This window comes from Bradyrhizobium semiaridum (assembly GCF_020329505.1).
GTDB classification, from domain to species: Bacteria; Pseudomonadota; Alphaproteobacteria; order Rhizobiales; family Xanthobacteraceae; genus Bradyrhizobium; species Bradyrhizobium semiaridum.
This window is the reverse complement of record NZ_JAGKJJ010000010.1, coordinates 62,731-81,308: the sequence shown is the minus strand read 5'-3', so window position 1 is coordinate 81,308 and position 18,578 is coordinate 62,731. Positions and strand designations below refer to the sequence as shown.

The 18,578-nt window shown below is 66.0% G+C and carries 21 protein-coding genes and 1 tRNA gene; 9 read left to right on the top strand and 13 right to left on the bottom strand.

Annotated features, from left to right (window positions below; translation table 11 throughout):
• Positions 1-290 precede the first annotated feature (290 nt).
• The 4 genes from J6500_RS14365 to J6500_RS14350 all read left to right on the top strand — a co-directional run bounded on the left by J6500_RS14365 (position 291) and on the right by J6500_RS14350 (position 2,902).
• Positions 291-725, top strand: a complete 435-nt coding sequence (locus J6500_RS14365) for a nuclear transport factor 2 family protein (protein ID WP_225713354.1) — start codon at positions 291-293, stop codon at positions 723-725.
• 292 nt (positions 726-1,017) lie between these two features.
• Positions 1,018-1,911, top strand: coding sequence for a hypothetical protein (locus J6500_RS14360; RefSeq protein WP_225713486.1), 894 nt, complete (start codon positions 1,018-1,020; stop codon positions 1,909-1,911).
• A gap of 157 nt (positions 1,912-2,068) precedes the next feature.
• Positions 2,069-2,506, top strand: a complete 438-nt coding sequence (locus tag J6500_RS14355) for a hypothetical protein (protein ID WP_225713353.1) — start codon at positions 2,069-2,071, stop codon at positions 2,504-2,506.
• 258 nt (positions 2,507-2,764) lie between these two features.
• On the top strand, positions 2,765-2,902 hold the full coding sequence (locus J6500_RS14350; protein WP_211988515.1) for a hypothetical protein: 138 nt from the start codon (positions 2,765-2,767) through the stop codon (positions 2,900-2,902).
• A 51-nt stretch (positions 2,903-2,953) separates the two neighbouring features.
• Here J6500_RS14350 and J6500_RS14345 read toward each other — a convergent pair whose 3' ends face one another.
• From J6500_RS14345 to J6500_RS14335, 3 genes are all read right to left on the bottom strand, one after another.
• Positions 2,954-3,097 carry a hypothetical protein gene (locus J6500_RS14345; protein ID WP_211988513.1) on the bottom strand — a complete coding sequence of 48 codons (144 nt, stop codon included), beginning with the start codon at positions 3,095-3,097 and terminating at the stop codon, positions 2,954-2,956.
• Positions 3,098-3,296: 199 nt separating this feature from the next.
• Positions 3,297-3,779 (bottom strand): MaoC family dehydratase, encoded by a 483-nt coding sequence (locus tag J6500_RS14340; RefSeq protein WP_225713352.1) that lies wholly within the window; start codon positions 3,777-3,779, stop codon positions 3,297-3,299.
• 1 nt (position 3,780) lies between these two features.
• Positions 3,781-4,239, bottom strand: a complete 459-nt coding sequence (locus J6500_RS14335; RefSeq protein ID WP_225713351.1) for a MaoC family dehydratase — start codon at positions 4,237-4,239, stop codon at positions 3,781-3,783.
• 174 nt (positions 4,240-4,413) lie between these two features.
• Here J6500_RS14335 and J6500_RS14330 point away from each other — a divergent pair, with 174 nt between their 5' ends.
• Both J6500_RS14330 and J6500_RS31985 read left to right on the top strand, forming a co-directional pair.
• On the top strand, positions 4,414-4,707 hold the full coding sequence (locus J6500_RS14330; protein ID WP_225713350.1) for a DUF4282 domain-containing protein: 294 nt from the start codon (positions 4,414-4,416) through the stop codon (positions 4,705-4,707).
• Between the two features lie 238 nt (positions 4,708-4,945).
• Complete coding sequence (locus J6500_RS31985) at positions 4,946-5,077, top strand: hypothetical protein (protein ID WP_283842918.1); 132 nt, start codon at positions 4,946-4,948, stop codon at positions 5,075-5,077.
• A gap of 97 nt (positions 5,078-5,174) precedes the next feature.
• Here the strand turns inward: J6500_RS31985 and J6500_RS14325 are convergent, their stop codons facing one another.
• The 6 genes from J6500_RS14325 to J6500_RS14300 form a co-directional block, all read right to left on the bottom strand.
• The gene (locus J6500_RS14325) at positions 5,175-5,855 is read right to left on the bottom strand and encodes an AAA family ATPase (RefSeq protein ID WP_225713349.1); all 681 of its coding nucleotides are present in this window, start codon (positions 5,853-5,855) and stop codon (positions 5,175-5,177) included.
• A 175-nt stretch (positions 5,856-6,030) separates the two neighbouring features.
• A complete protein-coding gene (locus tag J6500_RS14320) occupies positions 6,031-6,354 on the bottom strand; it encodes a hypothetical protein (protein ID WP_225713348.1) in 324 nt (107 codons plus the stop codon).
• Between the two features lie 179 nt (positions 6,355-6,533).
• Positions 6,534-6,878: a hypothetical protein gene (locus J6500_RS14315; protein ID WP_225713347.1), complete on the bottom strand. Its 345-nt coding sequence runs from the start codon at positions 6,876-6,878 to the stop codon at positions 6,534-6,536.
• A gap of 148 nt (positions 6,879-7,026) precedes the next feature.
• Positions 7,027-7,103 (bottom strand) — tRNA-His (locus tag J6500_RS14310).
• A 209-nt stretch (positions 7,104-7,312) separates the two neighbouring features.
• On the bottom strand, positions 7,313-7,747 hold the full coding sequence (locus tag J6500_RS14305) for a phasin (RefSeq protein WP_225713346.1): 435 nt from the start codon (positions 7,745-7,747) through the stop codon (positions 7,313-7,315).
• Positions 7,748-8,070: 323 nt separating this feature from the next.
• Positions 8,071-8,454 carry a phasin family protein gene (locus tag J6500_RS14300; protein ID WP_225713345.1) on the bottom strand — a complete coding sequence of 128 codons (384 nt, stop codon included), beginning with the start codon at positions 8,452-8,454 and terminating at the stop codon, positions 8,071-8,073.
• A 233-nt stretch (positions 8,455-8,687) separates the two neighbouring features.
• Here J6500_RS14300 and J6500_RS14295 point away from each other — a divergent pair, with 233 nt between their 5' ends.
• Both J6500_RS14295 and J6500_RS14290 read left to right on the top strand, forming a co-directional pair.
• Positions 8,688-12,551 (top strand): PAS domain S-box protein, encoded by a 3,864-nt coding sequence (locus J6500_RS14295; RefSeq protein ID WP_225713344.1) that lies wholly within the window; start codon positions 8,688-8,690, stop codon positions 12,549-12,551.
• A 550-nt stretch (positions 12,552-13,101) separates the two neighbouring features.
• Positions 13,102-13,929 carry a metallophosphoesterase family protein gene (locus J6500_RS14290; RefSeq protein WP_225713343.1) on the top strand — a complete coding sequence of 276 codons (828 nt, stop codon included), beginning with the start codon at positions 13,102-13,104 and terminating at the stop codon, positions 13,927-13,929.
• Here J6500_RS14290 and J6500_RS14285 read toward each other — a convergent pair.
• From J6500_RS14285 to J6500_RS14270, 4 genes are all read right to left on the bottom strand, one after another.
• Positions 13,868-14,353, bottom strand: a complete 486-nt coding sequence (locus J6500_RS14285) for a Crp/Fnr family transcriptional regulator (RefSeq protein ID WP_225713342.1) — start codon at positions 14,351-14,353, stop codon at positions 13,868-13,870. The two genes, J6500_RS14290 and J6500_RS14285, sit on opposite strands and share 62 nt — an antisense overlap.
• Before the next feature lie 378 nt (positions 14,354-14,731).
• Positions 14,732-14,923, bottom strand: a complete 192-nt coding sequence (locus J6500_RS14280) for a hypothetical protein (RefSeq protein WP_225713341.1) — start codon at positions 14,921-14,923, stop codon at positions 14,732-14,734.
• Position 14,924: 1 nt separating this feature from the next.
• Positions 14,925-15,575, bottom strand: coding sequence for a 3-oxoacid CoA-transferase subunit B (locus tag J6500_RS14275; protein WP_225713340.1), 651 nt, complete (start codon positions 15,573-15,575; stop codon positions 14,925-14,927).
• Positions 15,576-15,647: 72 nt separating this feature from the next.
• A complete protein-coding gene (locus J6500_RS14270) occupies positions 15,648-16,355 on the bottom strand; it encodes a CoA transferase subunit A (protein ID WP_211988467.1) in 708 nt (235 codons plus the stop codon).
• A 247-nt stretch (positions 16,356-16,602) separates the two neighbouring features.
• Here J6500_RS14270 and J6500_RS14265 point away from each other — a divergent pair, with 247 nt between their 5' ends.
• Positions 16,603-18,558 carry an AsmA family protein gene (locus tag J6500_RS14265; RefSeq protein ID WP_225713339.1) on the top strand — a complete coding sequence of 652 codons (1,956 nt, stop codon included), beginning with the start codon at positions 16,603-16,605 and terminating at the stop codon, positions 18,556-18,558.
• The last annotated feature ends 20 nt before the right edge of the window (positions 18,559-18,578 follow it).

Below are 18,578 nucleotides of genomic sequence, written 5' to 3'. Positions count from 1 at the left end.
GTATGGTACCCCTCTCCCCAGCCCTCCCCCGCAAGGGGGGAGGGAGCCCTACCGCTCGTGCCCGCCTTACACGTACCCGCGCGATCGCGTCCGCCTTGCGCCAATGTGCCGGGCAATACGCAGTCACATCCCGACTAAGACCCGCGCAATTGTGCATTGCAAGATTATCACTGGTGTTTTGGCCCGCCCGGACTATCTCGGGCAGCAATGTGCAGCCCTCTGCCCGGCGTCGATGCTGACGCCCAGGCGGCGGTTGGCTTTTGAAAATCCAGTTTCAGGACCGGTAGCGAATGACAGAGCATAGCCTCTGGCGTTTCTCGCGCGCATTGCATCGCGCGATCAACGAACGCCAGCTTTCAGACATCGAGCCGCTGCTCGATGACGAGGTCGAATGGGCCATCTTCGGGCCGATCGACCTGTTCTCCTTCTTCGGCGCGCGCCGCGGCAAGGCCGCCGTGCTCGAGGTGATCAGGCAGATCGGCGAGAACGTACGGGTGCACCGCTTCGACCGCGAGCAGATCATGCTGGGGGCGGATTCGGCGGCCTCGATGCTGCGCTTCACGCTGACCGCGCTCGACTCCAGCAAGCCGATCTCGCTGCGCCTCGCGCATTTCGCCCAATTCAGGGACGGCCGGCTGACCAGCTTGCGCGTGCTGGTCGACAGCTTCGACCTGGTCGAGCAGACCGTCGGCTATCCGATCCATCTGCCGCGCATCGCGGTCTGAAGCGCGTTCAATCGCTTCCGAGTTCGTCATGTCCGGGCTCTTTGCCCGCCATCCGCGGCGTGTTTTGCCAGCCCCGAGCGGGCCGCGGATCGCCGGACGCATCTGGCGCGATTTGTACGTCGCGACTGGCCCGGACATGACGGCGTTCCTGGCGGCGTCGCGCCGTCACGACGCCGTTGCCACAATTTTGTACCAGCGGAACCGCATCATGCGGCTCTGGAAGTGCGGGCTGGGAATGACCTCGACATCACGATTTGGCTGGGCAACGCTGCTTGGCTGGACACGGCTGCCGGTGCTGGCGGCCGGCTTCAGTATGGCTCTGGCCCTGTCGGCTGCGGCGCAGACGCCGCCCGCCGATGATGATGCCGACCAGGCCAGTGAACCAGCGACCGAGCAGATCGCCGACGCGCCGCCGGCGGCCAATGCCAACGACGCCGACATCCTGAAGGACATCGACGAGAGCAAGCTCGACTGGAGCCAGCTCGACACCGATTCCACCAGCCTGCCGACGCTGGCGCCGCGGAATTCGGCCAGGCCGAGCAGCACCGCCAGCAACGATCCGTCCTGGTCGACCAACCGCAACGCGGACGGCTCATCCGCGGTGTCGGTCAAGCAGCAGGTCTCGCCGTTCCTCGACACCCGCATCGGCGCCGACATGACGGTGGCAAAGCAGGGCACGCTGACGACCTCCGAGCAACTGTCGGAGCGGCTCGCCAATGGCGGCAGCCTGCCGCAGTCCGGCGGCTCGGCCTGGGCCGCGATCTCGGCGCCCGGCATGGCCTCGATCTGGGACAAGACCTCGGTCGAGGCCCGGGTCGATCCGGGCAGCGACCAGAGCAAGATCGGCACCTCCTTGAGCAAGCAGATGCCGCTCTCGGACGACTATTCGCTGACTTTGCGTAGCGGCTACAATCTCACCCAGCAGGGCGTGGTGCCGGTGCCCGGCATCGCCGGCCATGCCTCGCGCAGCTCCGATACCGAGCAGTCGGCGACCCTGTCGGTCAACGACAGCGGCACCAGCATCACCGCCGGGCAGACGTTGTCGACCGCCGACGACAAATGGCTGCGCCGGGTCGGCGCCGAGCAGAAGCTGTTCGACGGCGTCACCGTCTCGGGCTCGGTCGGCGAGACCGCTCAGGGCACGACCAACAAAAGCATCAGCGCCGGCTACAAGCGCAGTTGGTGAACGGACTGTTAGTGCTGTCGCGGTAATGCTCAGGCATTGCCGCAACTTGGCCCAGATGCGGCCAGATTCAGGCAGGACTGATAGGGCTGGAATTCAGGTCATCAATTCGTCGTGCGGGGGACAGCCGCGCTTCGCCATGCGAACAAGGGGAAAGCCGATGAACGCTACCAATCGCTCCGAAGAGGTCGAGCAGGAGACTCCCGAAGTCGATGCCAACCTCGCCGCCGTCTCGGAGGTCGAGGCCGGAATCCGCGACTTCGTGCGCAACGACATCGCCTATCTGCGCCGGCCCGTGGTCACCGCCACGGCCGAGACCGCCGCCGCGCCTGTGGTCGACACCACCAACACGGACGCCACCGTCAACAACGTCAACTCGCTGATCCAGCGCGTCGCCGGCACTTCGCTGGCCGAGATCGAGAAGCTGATCGGCGAGCTTGAGAGCCTGCGCGACCTGCTGCACGCCGAAGGCCAGCGCGTCCAGCGCGAGATCTCCGGCTACGCCCAGCTCAGCCAGGCCGCGATGAAGTCGACGCGGATGATCGCCGACAACGTCTCGCAGTGGAAGCGCGCCGCCGACGGTCTGCGCAACAGCTGATCTCAAGAGCTGCTCTGAAACGACAGCCGCCGCCTCTCCCGACCGGGAGGCGGCGGCTTCGTTTTCGGTCTACGGCACGACGAGATTAGATCGTGTCGGCGCTGAACCGAGCTGCTCGACCCCGACTCACTGCACCATGCGTCCGGTGAAAAGGTTGCGCAGCCCGCCCTGCGGACCCGATTTGAACTTCGGGCGCCCGGTCCGCGACCAATTCGGGACCGCTCGGTCAGGCGGGTGGGGCCTTCTGGGGATCAATTGATGCAAAGCGTCCGGCCGGATAACACCGATCCCATTCCACTGCGCAAATCGCAGCAGGGCGTCGGTACGATCCTGATCCGGTTTATCGGCCTGCTGGCAGCGGCGACGGTGGTGCTGGTGCTGATCTGGAATCAGTAGCCGCGGAAGTCGGACGCGCGGCCGGCGCGTCGATGATGAGCGGACGCTGAGCTAGCGATCGACGCTCGCGGTGGTCTCGAACGAATAATTGCCGTCGGCAAAGCCCTTCACGACCATTCCGGTCGCCAGCATCACGACAAGCGTCACCGTTGCGAAGATAATGCCGACCAGTTTCAGCGCGCTGCGATCTGCCATGGTCTTCCCCTGAAGCACGTGCCCTCGGACCATAAGTCGGGGACAAAGGTTCAAAATGCGTTAGCAAAAAAACAGTTTCGTGCAACGCACAACTGCGCGGGCCGGCGGAAGTAATCCGCTAACCATGGCGATCCTGCAACAGATCACATGATGCGCGTGCGCAACATCAGGAACCAGCGCGCGATTGGAATCGCTCGTATCACGCGCCGGGATTCCGCCGCGGTACGAACGCGGTGGCGAGGAACGAGAACGCCACCTCGCCGCGCTGATTGGTGGCGGTATTGCGCGCCTGTACGATGCCCCATTCGGGACGGCTCGATGAGGTGCGCTTGGTCTCGACCTGGCTGGTGAAGCTGAGCGTATCGCCGGCCAACACCGGACGGATCCAGCGCAGCTCGCGGAAGCCCGGCGACGGCCCCCAGACTGCGACCACTTCGCCGCGCGCGGCCTCTTCCGCCGCGCGGCGCTGGCCGTCAGCGACCAGGAGCTTCATGCAGACCGCGGCGACGTGCCAGCCCGATGCGGCGAGCCCGCCGAACAGCGAGTTGCGTCCCTCCTCTTCGGAGAGATGAAAGCGCTGCGGATCGAACTGCGCGGCAAAGCGCTTGATGTCATCAGGCGTGAAGGTGAACGAGCCGATGGCGCGGCGGTCGCCGATCTGGATATCTTCGAAGAAGGCCATGCTAGGCGCCTCCGCCGTCGCGGCGGCCGACGATGATCGGCGACTCCATCTCGCACAGCACCTCGCCGCGCGCGTTGCGGATCGTGCCCTTGAAGGTGACGATGCCGGTCTCCGGCCGGCTCTTCGAGACGCGCGCCTCGACGACGTCGACATCCAGCGTCAAATCGTCACCCGGGCGCAGCGGCACCATCCAGCGCATTTCGTTGACCCCGGGCGAGCCGAGCGAGGCGGTGCGGCCGATGAAGCCGTCGAACAGCATCCGCATCATCAGCGAGCCGAGGTGCCAGCCCGAGCCCGACAGGCCCCTGAGCATGGATTTCTGCGCCGCCTCCTCGTCGAGGTGCATCGGCTGCGGGTCGAATTCGGCGGCAAAGGCCAGGATCTCCTCGCGCGTGACATGGCGCGGGCCGAACGTGCCGAAGCGGCCGGGCTTGAAGTCTTCGAAGGTCAGCGTGGTCATGAGGGTGAGGATATGCCGGAAGGGAGCCCGATTGTGGCCGTTATTTGCGGCAATCACAACCTCATCCGCTCGCATGGCTCGGCCCTCTGCCTTGCCCGGCGCCCGGTTCGGGGCTAGCCGTTGTCCGTGGGACAGGGTTAGAGGCGAATCATCGGCCTGCCGGGGAGACCATCGATGTTCGATTTCAAGGATCTGTTTCAGTGGGACCGCTTCATCACGCCCACGATCATCAAGACGTTCTACTGGCTGGTGATCGGCGTCATCGTGCTGTTCGGGATTTCAGGCATCCTGTCTGCGCTCTCGGCGATGGCGATCAGTCCGTTCATCGGCTTCATCCTGCTGCTGGCCTCGATCGCCAGCGTCATCGTCGGCATCGTGTTCTCGCGCATCGTCGCCGAGTTCATCCTGATCGTCTTCCGCATCAACGAGCATCTCGGTGCGATCCGCGACCAGAACGGCATGCGCTGAGGCGCGCTGCCGCGCCGCGCTCTCCGGCCTTGCCGGGTGACCGGACGCGCCGTGGTTAATCCGTAGTAGTTCCCGCAAGCAAATGCGACGGAAATCCCGGGCGGGATCTTAAAGCCGACCGCGTATCAGCATCCCCGCTGAGGTTGAGGATCAAAGCATGATCCGGAAAAGTGCGAAGCGGTTTTCCGAATGATCATGCGCGCTTTAACGCGGGGGCGTTGTGATTTCGAGGAATCGTTTGATTGCCGTGAAGCCGGGATTTGCAGAATCGGGCTTCACGACCGAGGATATTTTGTGGGCTGTCGGCATCTGGTCGGTGATCCTGACCCTGGCGCCGGTGATTATCTTCTACTTGCTGATGGTGGCGTAGCGCCGCCTCCTCCGTCATTACGAGCCCGTCGCAATGACGAGCACACAAAAACGCGCGGGCCCCGCGCGTTCTTCACGTTCGGACCGAAACGGCGTGGTTACGCCGCCTGCTTGTGCATCGCGCCGGATGCCGAAGCCGTGCCGCGGATCGCCTTGATCGAGCGCTCGATCGCAGCCCACAACCGCTGGATTTCGGCGGCGGCGCGGCCTTCCGCGTAATATTCACGGGCGCCTTCGCCCTGGCCGAGCGCCATCAGGAGATCGGCGCGGTTGGTGATCTGGCCGCTCCACACCGGCGCGCGGAACTTGGCCAGCGCCTCGCGCGCGATCGCGACGATGCGGCTTTCGGCGTTGTCGCGCTGCGCCGGCGCGCCGTTGATCACGACGGCGTAGGGCTTGCGCATCGAGCGGCAGGTCTGGATCGTTTCCTGCACGGCGTTGACGTCGAACACGCCGGGCCGCGCCGGAATAATCACCATGGTGGCGTTCCTGATCGCGTCGTCGACCACCGCCGACAGGTTCGGCGGCGTGTCGATGAACACCCACTCGATGCCGTCACGCTTGGCTTGAGCGATGATGCCGCTGACCGAGTTCACCGCGGTCTTGATCTGCGGCTCGTTGGTGCCGCGCAATTTGTGCCAGAGGGTCAGCGAGCCCTGCGGATCCGCATCGATCAGCAGACAGGGCTTCGTTGCCTTGTGCACTTGCGCGGCAAGGTGGGCAGCCAGGGTACTTTTTCCCGAGCCCCCCTTACGCGAAGCAAAAACAATGACGTTCATACCTTGGCCTCCAGATGACCCCAGAAGCCAAAAATGAATCAGCGCGCTGATTCGTAAAAGAAAAATTTCTTGCAATTCGCAAAGAAGCCAAGATTACCAGCGCGGGCTGGCTTTTGAGTCACACATTGCATATGACACAACCGCAAATCGAACCGGCTAAGCGCTTGATTTGACTTTACGGTGCGCGGTTCGCGTCGCGCTTGCGGGCTTCGCGCTCGGCCCATTTGCGCTCGATCCAGCCGAGCAGTTGCGCGGTGGGCTTCTGCAGGAAAGGGACATCCTGAGCGAACAAAAGGAGTCCGAGCGGCAGCATCCAGAGCCCGAGCACCGGCAGGAAGCTGAAGATGCCGCCGAGGATCAGCAGGATCGCTAGCGGAATCCGCACATAGATCGACGACGGCTTGCGCAGCCATCCGACGAAGCGCGCCGGGCCCGGCGGAAGTTTGGCCTCGAACCAGGCGAAGTGCCGATCGATTTCCAGTCTGTAGTATTCGCTCACGCGCCTCTCTCCATCCGCCCCGCCCCACCGCGGAACAGAGTTCGTAAAACCCACAAGCGCCAAAGATGTTGCTGCGTGACAGCGTCACAACGCGTCAGTCTGTCGCGCTGCGCGGCCTTGAAATCGCCGCCACGTCGACCAACGCGTCCGGCAGCGCCGACCAGCGCCGACCAGCGCCGTCAGCGGGCCGCCGATTTCGGCTTCTTCGCCTTGTGCGGCCGCACCGTCTTGCGCTTGGCCGCGACCGGCCGCGTTGCACGCCGCTCGGCTGCCTCGCGCGGTTCGGGCTCGGGCCGGAAGAACGCCTTGCACGCCGGCGACAGCAGCGCCTTGTTCCTGATCATGCAGGCGGTGACCCGATCGACATCCGGGATCTCGGAGTTGCACAGCCGGAACGCATCCGGCGTGCACGCCTGCTGCTGCTCGGGCGTGTAGGCCTCGCCCCGCGTCGGCAGCAGCGCGATGGCGAGCCCCATCGCCGACATCAACGCGAACGACACTGTCCTTGAACCGGCGATCCCCATGCGCGTCCCCCAAGACGTGGTTTCAAGACGTGGTCTTCATCGCTTGAGACGATTGTGGGTGACGAGGCCGTCGAGCGCAAGCAGACGAGATGACACGCCACACGAGCAGCCTTCGAGGTCGCGATGTCCGATCGGCTGATATCACGGATGGTACAGTTGGGTGGGCTCGAACCACCGACCTCCTGTTCCACAGACAGGCGCTCTAACCAACTGAGCTACAACTGCATCCTGATGCGCGGCCCCGGCTGAAGCGGGGCGGCGATTTCGGGCGGAAACTAGGTGCAACGCCGGTTTTTGGCAAGGCCGTAACGCAGGCTATTTGCATCTTGCGGGCACGCAAGGGGCGCCCGATCCCAAGCAAAAGGCCCGGACCAGCAGCCCGGGCCTTTTCAATTCACACGTGTCAGTTCACCTGGCTCACTTGGCGACCGCGATCAGGCGGCCGGCTTGTAGAACTTCGAGGCGCTGGCCTTGATCGGCTCGGCGGCTTCGCTGACGACCTTCTGGCCGAGCTCGGCCAGTTCCTTGGCCTGCGCGGTGTAGGTCTCGAACTGCTTGCGGGTGTGCGAGGTCCACAGCTCCGCGGCCTCGGCCGGCGACTTCACGCCGAACAGCTCCTGGGCGAAGTCGAGCGAGGCGGTGGTGTTGGCCTTGAAGAACTCGAGCAGCTTGGCCGAGTAGGCGCTCGAGCCCTTGCTCAGCGAGGTGAACACGGCCTCGACGGTCGAGTTGTGGGTCTCGGCAGCGTCCTTGAACTTGGCGTAGCTGTCGCGGGCCTGCGAAACGCCCTTTTCGGCGAACGCACGCATCTGCTCGGGAACTTCAAACGGAATGATCGAAGCGGAAAACGGATCGGACGGGTTGGTCATGACGTGCATCCTTCGCAACGGGTGATAGATGTGACCCTTCGCGACGCCCGGCACCTGAAAGACCGGGACGCTAACGTGGATCACGCTGCCTTGGCTCACGGGAATGCCCTTCGTCGGGCATTGACTAGTAAACACCCATATCATGTCAATTTTGTGCAACGCAACGAAGGATTGCGTGCGATGCCGCATTTTTTGGCGGCCTGGGCGGTGCAGACAGGGAACCTGCACCGGCGGCAGCGGGCTGCGCCACGCGGCCGTTCCCGGTCGGTTCATGGTGGGTTCGCATCGCGGGCCGGCCGGACCTCAGTTCCTGTTAGTTCCCGTCAGTTTTTCGGCTTCACCGCATCCATTGCCGCACGGCTGACGATCTGGCCCATTTCGCTGGCCTGCTCGGCGAGCGCGCGCATCTGGCCCTGCACATATTCGCCGTGCAGCCGCATCATCTCGCTCAGGTCCTTGGCGTTGAGCAGCGACTGGGCATAGTCCAGCGAGGACTGCACGTTCTTCTCGGCATAGGCGAGCGCCTTGGCCGAAATATCCCGGGCGCCGGCCTGCACCGAGGCATTGCGCTCCTCGATCCGGCCTGCCGTCGCCTGCGCGTTGCTGACGAACTGTTCGAACGCCTTGCGCGCCTGCTCGAAATTCGCCTCCGCCATCGACCGCATCTCCTTGGGGATTTCGAAATGGTCACGCCCGTTGTCGCTCATGGTTGCGCTCCCTGGCTGTATCGGCTCGCCGGCTGCGGCGGCCGTCCCGGACAACGCCGCACCACGGCGGTCGTTCAGCCAAGTTAACGTTATCCCGCCTTAGGCGTGGGCAGGCCGGCCCTGGCCCGTGGACCTGCCGCGGCCCGCTTGCGATACTAACGATCCGTTAAGGCTCATCCGGCCGCCGAACCCGGCGCGGAAGACCCAACCAAGAGGCGGTCAAATCCTTCGCGATGAATAACGCGGAATTCCAGATCCAGGCGCTCGGCGATCCCAGGTTGGCGGAGCATGCGACGAGCGCCCTGCCGGCATGGCTGTGGTCGGCCGACGGCGCGCGGATTCTCTGGGCCAATCCGGTCGGCGCGCAGGTGTTCGGTGCCGCGAACGGCTCGGAGCTGGCAAAGCGCGGCTTCGGTCCGGCCGATCCGCACCGCCGGCAGGTCGCCCGCCTCGGTCGCGTGCTTGCCGCCAACGGCGCGATCCGGCTGGAGCGGCTGCGCGGCTTCGGCGCTGCCGCCGGCATGCTCGCGACCTGCGGCTGCGCGCGGCTCGATCTGCCCGACGGCAGCCACGGCATCCTGATCAGCGCCGCCAATGCGAGCGGCCGCACCATGCCGCTCACCGAACGGCTGCGGCGGCTGGTGCAGGGTCTCGACCGTCCGGCCGCGAGCTTCAGCGGCGACGGGCTGCTGATCGGCGCCAATGACGCCGCACGCCCGCTGCCGGGCCTGCACGATCTCACCGAAGCCGGCCTCGATGCGGCGCGCGCCGAGGCGCTGGCGCAGGGCCGTGCGGCGGCCAGCGTCGCACTCGGCCGCGTCGTGCTGCGGCGGCTCGGCCGCGGCGCGGATCTCGCGCTGGTCGCGCTGATCAAGCCGGCTGTGCGGCCGAAGCCGGTCGCCCCCATCGTGCCCGATGCCGCGGGACAAGCGGCGGCAACGGAAAGCCAGACGGTGGGGACGCCGCAAGCGGCGGCGGAGCCGGAGCTATCACCGTCGGCTGTGGCCGATGCACCACCGATCGCGCCTGACGAAGCGCCTCGCCCTGGCGAGGGGCCAGTCGCTTTCACGCTGTTCGACGCGCTCGACCCGCCGCCGGAAGGCCCGGCCGCGTCTCCATCGGAGCATGTCGAAGCGACGCCTGCACCCGCGGCAAGCGAACCGGCGCATCCGGACGCTGCGCCCGCCGAGGTCGCGGCCGCGCCTCCCGCGTCCGAGCCTGACAAGGTTCCGCTGGTCGACGAATCGCTGACCGAAGCCCTGATCGAAACAGCGGAGAACGAGGAAACCGAAGCAGCGCCGCTTCCGGCCTGGCCTGGTCTCGACGACGGTGCGAGCGCAGCGATCGAGCCAGGTACGGCGCTGGCGGACGCTGCACCCGCGAAGACTGTGGCGGCACATCCCGATACTGCGCCTGAAGCAGCTCCGGTTGTCGACGAGTCGCTGACCGAGGCCCTGATGGAAACAGCCGACGAGGCGGAGGAGGAAGAAGCTCCGCTGCCGGCCTGGCCCGATCTCGACGAGAGCACGCGTGCGCCGGTCGAGCCGGCACCGGCACCGCCGCCCGCTCCCGATCCCGTCCCCTCGCCTTATGCGGTCGCCGACGCGCCGCTCTCCCCCATCGAGCCGCCCGTGACACCAGCTCCCGCGAAAACCCCGTCCTGGCTCGACGAGCCGCCGCCGCTGCGGCGGCATCCGCTGCGCTTCATGTGGCAGATGGATCATGAGGGCCGCTTCTCGCTCGGCTCGGATGAATTCACCCGCCTGATCGGCATGCACACCGCGGCCGGCCTCGGCCGGCTGTGGAGCGACATCGCCGCGGCGTTCGGGCTCGATCCCGAGGGCCGCGTCATGCAGGCATTCGCCACCCACAACACCTGGAGCGGTATCACGCTGGACTGGCCGGTCGACGGCGGCGGCCGGTTGCCGGTCGAACTGTCCGGCCTGCCGGTGTTCGACCGTTCCAGGAATTTCGCCGGCTATCGCGGTTTTGGTGTGTGTCGCGATCTCGACGGGCTTGCGCGACTCGCGGCGTTGCGCCGCTATGAGTTCTTCAGCGGGCCGCCGATGCCGCAGCCGCTGTCGGCCGACGCGGCGCCGGTGACGCCCGCCGCCGCCCCGCATGCTCCGCCGGCCGCGGAGCCGCCCGATCCGAACGCAACACCATCGCCCGAGGACCCGACCGAGCCGATAGCGCCAGAGACTTCACACCAAGCCGAGCTGGATCACGCCGTGGAAACGCCTCTCAATACGCACGAAGTGCGTGACGACACGCCGCAGAATGTGGTGCCGTTCCGCCCCGCCGGCGACGCGCGGCCGCCATCGCTGACACCGGTCGAGAACAACGCCTTCAACGAGCTCGCCCGGCAATTGTCGGCGCGGCTCGAGAGCGAAGCCGGCCTCGCGACGGCGCCGGCCGACAGTCCTGCCATCGAGACGGCTGCCGAGCCGGCCGCGCCGAGCGAGCAGGACCACGAACAAGAACCGGAGCAGAAGCCGGAGGCGCCCGCGAGCAGCCCGCAGGCGGCGTGGCTGAGGCAAGCGGAGCCGGCGCCGCGCGGCGACTCCCGGCGCGATCGCGCGCTGCTCGATCTGTTGCCGGTCGGCATCCTGATCTACCGGCTCGACCGCCTGCTCTATGCCAACCACGCGTTCCTCGCGCGGATGGGCTACGACAGCCTGCACGCACTGGAAGCCGCCGGCGGGCTCGATGCGCTCTATGTCGAGCCGGGCGTGTCGCAGGCGAGCAGCACCTCCGGCACCGGCACGCCGGTGACGATTTCGGCGAACCAGACGCCGGACCACGACGGCGAGGCCCCCTCCGCGGAAGCGCGGCTGCACACCATCAGCTGGGACGATGATTCCGCGCTAGCGCTGATCTTCTCGCGCAGCCATGACGAGGACGCGGCGATCGCCGCCGCGCTGTCCGCCCCCGCGCCGGCCGCAGCCGCGGAGCCGGTGCTCGCAGCGCCGCCGCCGCAGGCCGGCCACGCCGATGCCGAGGAGCTCGGTGCTATCCTCGACACCGCGGCCGAAGGCATCATCATGTTCGATGCCGAGGGCAAGATCCATTCCTGCAACCGCAGCGCCGAAGCGCTGTTCGGCTATGACGGCGAGGAGCTGACGAAGCACAATCTCGCCGACCTGTTCGCGCCGGAAAGCCAGCGCGAGGTACTCGACTATCTCGCCGGCCTGAAATCGGCCGGCGTCGCCAGCCTGCTCGATCACGGCCGCGAGGCGCTCGGCCGCGTGCGCCAGGGCGGCATCATCCCGCTGTCGGTGACGATGGGACGCACCCGCGCCGACGGGCCGAACTTCTTCGCCGTGTTCCGAGACCTCTCGCAGACCAAGCGCAGCGAGAGCGATCTGCGCGAGGCGCGGCGACTCGCCGAGCGCGCCGCCAACGCCAAGACCGACATGCTGGCGCGGATCAGTCACGAGCTGCGCACGCCGCTCAACGCCATCATCGGCTTTGCCGAGGTGATGATCTCGGAACGCTTCGGCGCGCTCGGCAACGAGCGCTACGTCGAATACATGAAGGACATCCGCGCCTCCGGCGAGCGCGTGATCGCCATCGTCAACGATCTGCTCGACCTGTCGCGGATCGAGACCGGCAAGCTCGACCTCGCCTTCGCTCATCAGAACCTCAACGAGATGGTGGAGAGCTGCGTCGCGGTGATGCAGCCGCAGGCCAACCGCGAGCGCATCATCATCCGCACCTCGCTCGCGCACACGCTGCCGCCGGTCGTCGCCGACGCCCGCGCGCTGCGCCAGATCACGCTGAACCTGATCGGCAACTCGATTCATCTCGCCAATGCCGGCGGCCAGGTGATCGTCTCGACCGCGCTGTCGGATTTCGGCGAAGTGATGCTGCGGGTGCGTGACACCGGCCAGAGCCTCAACGACAACGAGGTCGCCGCCGCGCTCGAGCCGTTCCGGGCGCCTGCGCCGACCGACCAGGCCGGCTCAGGCGGCGTCAGCCTGTCGCTGACCAAAGCGCTGGTCGAAGCCAACCGCGCCAAATTCCAGATCCGAAACGCCGGCCGCTCCGGCACGCTGATCGAAGTGGTGTTCTCGCACGCCGCGGCACGGGCGTGAGGCGAGCAGGCCCGGCGCATCGCTCTTTACGTGTGAGGAACGCGAAGGCGGCGGGCTCCCTGCTCCTTGCGGGGGAGGCCGGATCGCATCGCAGATGCGATCCGGGTGGGGGCTATTTCCACGGTATGATTCGTGGAGAGACCCCCACCCCAACCCTCCCCCGCAAGCGGGAGAGGGAGCCGTCCGCCGATTGCTGGCGCCACCAGAGTTTTCATATGCGATTGCCCTGCCTTGCGGGGGAGGGCTGGGGAGAGGGGTGCCACACGGCGAACTCTCTCCGCGACATCGACACACCCAATTGCGAAAGCGAGATTCACCTTAGTTATCCCGCTCGGGGCCACCCCTCTCCCCACCCTCTCCGGCAAGGGGAGAGGGAGCCTGACCAGCGTGCTCACCTCACTGCGCAGCGCGCGAGAGGTTGAGCGTGGCACCGTGCGGGACTGTGTCTCGCCCAATCCACGTCACCCGGCACGGATCTTGCTGCAATCCAATTTATTTGCATGCGTTGCCGTAGGAGCCGCCCGGGTTTCGGGCATTTGGATTGTGGCGGATGCGCTGTCTCGTCGTCGCCGATTTGCATTATTCGTTGCCGCAGTTCGACTGGCTGCTGGCGGCGGCGCCGCAGTTCGATCTGGTGATCTTTGCGGGCGACGCGCTCAACCTCGGCTCCGCCGTCGATTTCCGCGCTCAGATCGTCGTCGTCACCAAATATCTGGCGCGGCTTGCCGGCCTGACGCGCGTGATCTTCTGCTCGGGCAATCATGATCTCGACGAGCGCAGCCCGGAGGGCGAGAAGATCGCGCGCTGGATCGGCAGCGTCAGGGAATTCGGCGTCGCCTGCGACGGCGACAGCCTGACCATCGGCGATACGCTATTCACGGTGTGCCCATGGTGGGATGGCCCGCTGGTCAAAGCGAGCATCGACGATCAACTGCGCGAGGCCGCCGCGCTGCCGCACAAGCGCTGGGTCTGGGTCCATCACGCACCGCCGGTGGATTCGCCGATCAGTTGGGACGGCAAGCGCTCGTTCGGCGATGTCGAACTGTCGCGCTGGATCGAGCGTCATCATCCGGGAATAGTGATCTCGGGCCATGTGCATCAATCGCCGTTCATCCAGAGCGGTTCGTGGTTCGACCGGATAGGGACGACCTGGGTATTCAACACCGGCCTGCAGCCCGGCCGGCCGCCGGTCTACATCGCGCTCGATCTCAGCGAGAGCAAGGCGTTCTGGCTGGCCGCCGGCGACGCGCAAGTGATCGATCTCGACAGACCCTTGCTGCGGCCGGCTGCGCCGCTGCGCGAGGCGCCGGACTGGCTCATATCCTTGGATCGGATTGCCGATCCGAGCCTGGCGCGACCTGCATCGGCGGCAGGTTGATCATGCTCTGCAACACCTCGCCGACCATCGCCAGATGCGTGCCGTGGTCGGCATATTGGTGCATCAGGTCGGCCAGATAGGTCGTCGCGACATGAAGCCGTTGCGCCAGCAACTGCGCGATCAATAGCGCCACCGCGGGCCGCTCGCGCAGGAACGAAGCCGCATCGTCGAACTCATACAGCACGCAATCGGACGCCGCGCGCACCTTCGCGCTGTGCGGCTTGTCGAGCAGAACCGACATCTCGCCGAACACCGCGCCGGGCTCCTCGATCATGGCCACCAGGCTGTCGCCCTTCACGACCTCGACCTTGCCCTCGACCAGCACGAACAGATGACCTGTCTTGCCGCCCTCATGGATGAAATCCGTGCCGGCCGGCCAGCTCCGCCGTGCCGCTCCGGCGCAATGATCAAGGATCGCACGCATGCTGTTTCATCTCCGCCTGCATCAGACTAGGCAGAGATGCTGCCGAGGTGAAACGGATTAGCTGAGCGTTCTGCCCAAATAGTCGGCAGTTGGGCCGGCGCAGCCGTGACGCGCTCAGCGTAAGGGACCATCGGCGGACGCCCTCCCCCGCAAGCGGGAGAGGGAGCCCACCGCCAATGCCTACATCACTCCAATTCCCAAATGCGATTGCCCTGCGCTTGCGGGCTAAGGTATGCACACATCTCATTTAGCCGATCTTGCTTAAGGCTGCACGGGAGGTGGGAGCGCTCTCTCCTCCCTTGCGGGGGAGAGTTGGAGAGAGAGGTAAGCCACAAACACCGTCCGCGCGCGCTTACCCCTCTCCCTAACGCTCCCCCCCTAGGGCCTTCGGCGGGGCGCGATGGCGAGCCGCGCCATGAAGGCGAGGCACTCCGGCTCGGAGCGATCGAGCGCGATGTCGCACCAGCCGCGCGGCAGCGGGCCGCGCTGCGATGTCAGCACGATACGGGCGATGAAGGCCGCGTCGTCGGATCGGGCGGGACGGATCGAGGATCGTCCCGCCGCCATCATCTCAGGTGTTCTTCAGCGCGACGCGGAATTCGGCCTCGGTCTTGGCCTTGACCTCGTCGAGCGTGACGCCGTCGGCGAGCTCGATCAGCGCCATGCCGTCATTGCCGTGCTTGTCGATGGTGAACACGGCGAGATCGGTGACCACCATGTCGACCACGCGCTCGCCGGTCAGCGGCAGGTTGCACTGCTTGAGCAGCTTGGGGCCGTCCTTGGCGGAATGCTCCATCACCACGACGACGCGCTTGACGCCGGCGACGAGGTCCATGGCGCCGCCCATGCCCTTCACCATCTTGCCGGGGATCATCCAGTTGGCGAGGTCGCCGTTCTGCGCCACCTGCATGGCGCCGAGGATCGACAGGTCGATATGGCCGCCGCGCACCATGCCGAAGGAATCGGCCGAAGAGAAATAGCTGGTCGAGGGCAGCTCGCTAACGGTCTGCTTGCCGGCGTTGATGAGGTCGGCGTCGACCTCGTCCTCATAGGGGAACGGGCCCATGCCGAGCATGCCGTTCTCGCTCTGCAGGCTGACGTCGATACCGTCGGGGATGAAGTTCGAGACCAGCGTCGGAATGCCGATGCCGAGATTGACGTAGTAGCCGTCGCGCAACTCCTTGGCGGCGCGAGCGGCCATCTGTTCACGGGTCCAGGCCATGAGGCTCTCCTGAAAAAATTAGTTGCGCATGATCTAATCGGAAAATCGGTTCCCGCTTTTCCGGATCATGCGTTACGCTGCGGGCCGCGGACGGGTGTTGCGGAATTCGATCCGCTTCTTGGCCGTGCCGACCTCGATGATGCGTTTGACGAAAATGCCGGGGGTGTGGATGTGGTCCGGATCGATCTCGCCGGCCGGCACCAGATGCTCGACCTCGGCGACGGTGACTTTCGCGGCGGTCGCCATCATCGGGTTAAAGTTGCGCGCAGTCTTGCGGTAGACGAGGTTGCCGGCGGTATCGCCCTTCCAGGCGTGGACGATGGCGAGGTCGGCGAACAGGCCGCGCTCCATGATGTATTTCTGGCCATCGAATTCCTTCACTTCCTTGCCTTCGGCGATCAGCGTGCCGACGCCGGTCTTGGTGTAGAAGGCCGGGATGCCGGCGCCGCCGGCGCGGATGCGCTCGGCCAGCGTGCCCTGCGGGTTGAACTCGAGCTCGAGCTCGCCGGCGAGATATTGCTGGGCGAACAGCTTGTTCTCGCCGACATAGGACGAGATCATCTTCTTGATCTGGCGGGTTTCCAACAGGCGGCTCAGGCCGATGCCGTCGACGCCGGCATTGTTGGAGACGACCGTGAGGCCCTTCACGCCGGAGTCGCGGATAGCGTCCGACAGCGTCTCGGCGATGCCGCACAGGCCGAAGCCGCCCGACATGATCATGATGCCGTCCTTGAGGAGACCATCGAGGGCCGATTTGGCGTCGGGATAGACCTTGTTCATACAGCAAATACCTGATGGAGGGCGCGGAACGGCGATGACAAAGCGGATTATTAGGCGAAATCTTCGCAATGCGTCAATCACGGCCCGGCGCGACCATGGGCGATGCCCCGCGGCACCAGCTCGGCCTTGAAAGCGTCAAGAAAAGCCTTCAAGTTGCGTGGGTTGGCACGGGCCTCCAGAGGCAGGCCCGCAATGTTCGACGACGACCCGACAACCCACTCAACCCGACCCGGACATGTCATTGACGATGGCCCAAGGAATTAAGCGCCTGGGGATGCCGATCGCGGCGTTTTTTGGCCTTGCAGTGATCGGCCTGGTCGGAACGTCGTGGTTCCTCAACCGCGACGCGCTGCAGCGCGCGGTGGAAGCGCAGATCCGCGCGGTCACCGGGCTCGAGCTCGTGGTCAACGGCAAGATCGATGTCTCGGTGTTTCCGGGCAGCTATGTCTCCTTCCACAATGTCGGCCTGAAGGGTGCCGATACCATCGACCCCGCCTTGCAGGTCGATGTACTGACCGCGAACCTGCGGCTGCTGCCGCTGCTGCTGCGGCGGTTCGAGATCGCCGATGTCATGATGCTGCGGCCGCACATCCATGTGGTCCGCGACGCCGCCGGCGACAGCAACTGGACGCCGTTCGTCGAGACCATTGCGAAAGCGATGACGCCCGGCGCCGAGAACCAGGTGTCGTTCTCCGAGATCCGCATCCAGGACGGCGAGCTGAATTACGAGGACGGCACCAACCATATCTCCGAGCAGCTCGGCGACATCGACCTGTCGCTGGCCTGGCCGTCGATCTCGCGCTCCTTCGCCGCGACCGGCCAGTTCGACTGGCGCGGCGAGCGTGTCGACGGCTCGATCAGCGCCGCCGATTTCGCCGCGCTGTTGTCGGGTGAGCGTTCCGGTCTCAAGGCGCGGCTCGCCAGCGCGCCGCTGAAGGTTGCATTCGACGGAACCGTCGCCAACCGCACCAGCGTGATGATGGAAGGTGTCGCCACGATGGATTCGCCGTCGCTGCGCAACGCGCTGCGCTGGATGGGTCAGGCACCGCCCGGCGGCGGGGGCGGCTTCGGCCGCTTCGCGCTGAAGGCGCGCGCCAACGTGGTCGGCGGCTCGGTCGCCCTCACCAATGTCAATGTCGAACTCGACGGCAATGTCGCCGAGGGCGTCATGACCTACGCCAATAACGGCCGGCAGACGCTGCAGGCGACGCTCGCCGCCGGCAATCTCGACTTCACACCGTATATCTCGACGTTCCGCCTGCTCGCTTCGGGCCAGCGCGACTGGAACAGGCAGCTGTTCGACCTGTCGTCGCTGTCGACCACCGATCTCGACATGCGGCTGTCGGCGGCCAAGGTGACGGTCGGTCCGTCAAAGCTCGGCCGCACCGCGCTCGGCGCCAATCTGCGCGGCGGCGCGCTGGCGCTCAGCGTTGGCGAGGCGCAGATGTTCGGCGGCATCGCCAAGGGCTCGTTCGCGATCGCGCGATCGGATGCGGTTGCCGACGTGCGGGCGCAATTCCAGTTCACCGATGTCGATCTGCAGGCCTGCGCCAGCGAATTGTTCGGCATCACGAAGCTGTCCGGCCGCGGCAATCTCGGCGTCTCGCTGATGGCCTCCGGCTCCAGCCCGTTCGGGCTCGCGCAATCGCTCGACGGCAGCGCGACGCTGAACGGCCATGACGGCGCGATCGCCGGCTTCAATGTCGAGCAGTTGCTGCGCCGGCTGGAGAAGCGGCCGCTGTCCGGCGGCGGCAATTTCCGTTCCGGCTCGACGCCCTACGACAACCTCAACATCTCGGTGAGATTCTCCGACGGCATTGCGACCGCCGAGGATATCCGCGTCGAGGGACCGGCGGCGCGGATCACGCTGACCGGCACCGCCTCGGTGCCGTCGCGCGAATACGACCTCAAGGGCGTCGCCAGCCTGACCGCGGCCTCCAGCGGCGGCAAGGCCTACGACCTGCCGTTCGTGGTGCAGGGCCCGTGGGACGATCCGCTGATCTTTCCCGATCCGGATATCCTGATCCGGCGTTCCCCTGGCGCCGCGCAATTGCTGGACTCGCTCAAGGACGGCAAGACCCGCGACGCGGTGCGCGGGGTGCTCGACCGCCTCACCGGCGGCAGCGCCCGGCAGGCGCCAGCGGACGCGGCGACGCCCGCCAACGGGCCGGCCGCGGCCGCCGAGAATGCGAAGTCGAACTGACCCCCGCGCGCATCGCCCGC

Bases quoted from the DNA above. Each gene is read 5' to 3' on its own strand.
- J6500_RS14345 (WP_211988513.1), bottom strand. From the start codon at position 3,097: ATGGCAGATCGCAGCGCGCTGAAACTGGTCGGCATTATCTTCGCAACG.
- J6500_RS14285 (WP_225713342.1), bottom strand. From the start codon at position 14,353: ATGCGTGCGATCCTTGATCATTGCGCCGGAGCGGCACGGCGGAGCTGG.
- J6500_RS14340 (WP_225713352.1), bottom strand. From the start codon at position 3,779: ATGGCCTTCTTCGAAGATATCCAGATCGGCGACCGCCGCGCCATCGGC.
- J6500_RS14270 (WP_211988467.1), bottom strand. From the start codon at position 16,355: ATGAACAAGGTCTATCCCGACGCCAAATCGGCCCTCGATGGTCTCCTC.
- J6500_RS14325 (WP_225713349.1), bottom strand. From the start codon at position 5,855: ATGAACGTCATTGTTTTTGCTTCGCGTAAGGGGGGCTCGGGAAAAAGT.
- J6500_RS14295 (WP_225713344.1), top strand. From the start codon at position 8,688: ATGAATAACGCGGAATTCCAGATCCAGGCGCTCGGCGATCCCAGGTTG.
- J6500_RS14355 (WP_225713353.1), top strand. From the start codon at position 2,069: ATGAACGCTACCAATCGCTCCGAAGAGGTCGAGCAGGAGACTCCCGAA.
- J6500_RS14280 (WP_225713341.1), bottom strand. From the start codon at position 14,923: ATGATGGCGGCGGGACGATCCTCGATCCGTCCCGCCCGATCCGACGAC.
- J6500_RS14315 (WP_225713347.1), bottom strand. From the start codon at position 6,878: ATGGGGATCGCCGGTTCAAGGACAGTGTCGTTCGCGTTGATGTCGGCG.
- J6500_RS14350 (WP_211988515.1), top strand. From the start codon at position 2,765: ATGCAAAGCGTCCGGCCGGATAACACCGATCCCATTCCACTGCGCAAA.
- J6500_RS14265 (WP_225713339.1), top strand. From the start codon at position 16,603: ATGGCCCAAGGAATTAAGCGCCTGGGGATGCCGATCGCGGCGTTTTTT.
- J6500_RS14290 (WP_225713343.1), top strand. From the start codon at position 13,102: ATGCGCTGTCTCGTCGTCGCCGATTTGCATTATTCGTTGCCGCAGTTC.
- J6500_RS14305 (WP_225713346.1), bottom strand. From the start codon at position 7,747: ATGACCAACCCGTCCGATCCGTTTTCCGCTTCGATCATTCCGTTTGAA.
- J6500_RS14300 (WP_225713345.1), bottom strand. From the start codon at position 8,454: ATGAGCGACAACGGGCGTGACCATTTCGAAATCCCCAAGGAGATGCGG.
- J6500_RS14275 (WP_225713340.1), bottom strand. From the start codon at position 15,575: ATGGCCTGGACCCGTGAACAGATGGCCGCTCGCGCCGCCAAGGAGTTG.
- J6500_RS14335 (WP_225713351.1), bottom strand. From the start codon at position 4,239: ATGACCACGCTGACCTTCGAAGACTTCAAGCCCGGCCGCTTCGGCACG.
- J6500_RS14365 (WP_225713354.1), top strand. From the start codon at position 291: ATGACAGAGCATAGCCTCTGGCGTTTCTCGCGCGCATTGCATCGCGCG.
- J6500_RS14330 (WP_225713350.1), top strand. From the start codon at position 4,414: ATGTTCGATTTCAAGGATCTGTTTCAGTGGGACCGCTTCATCACGCCC.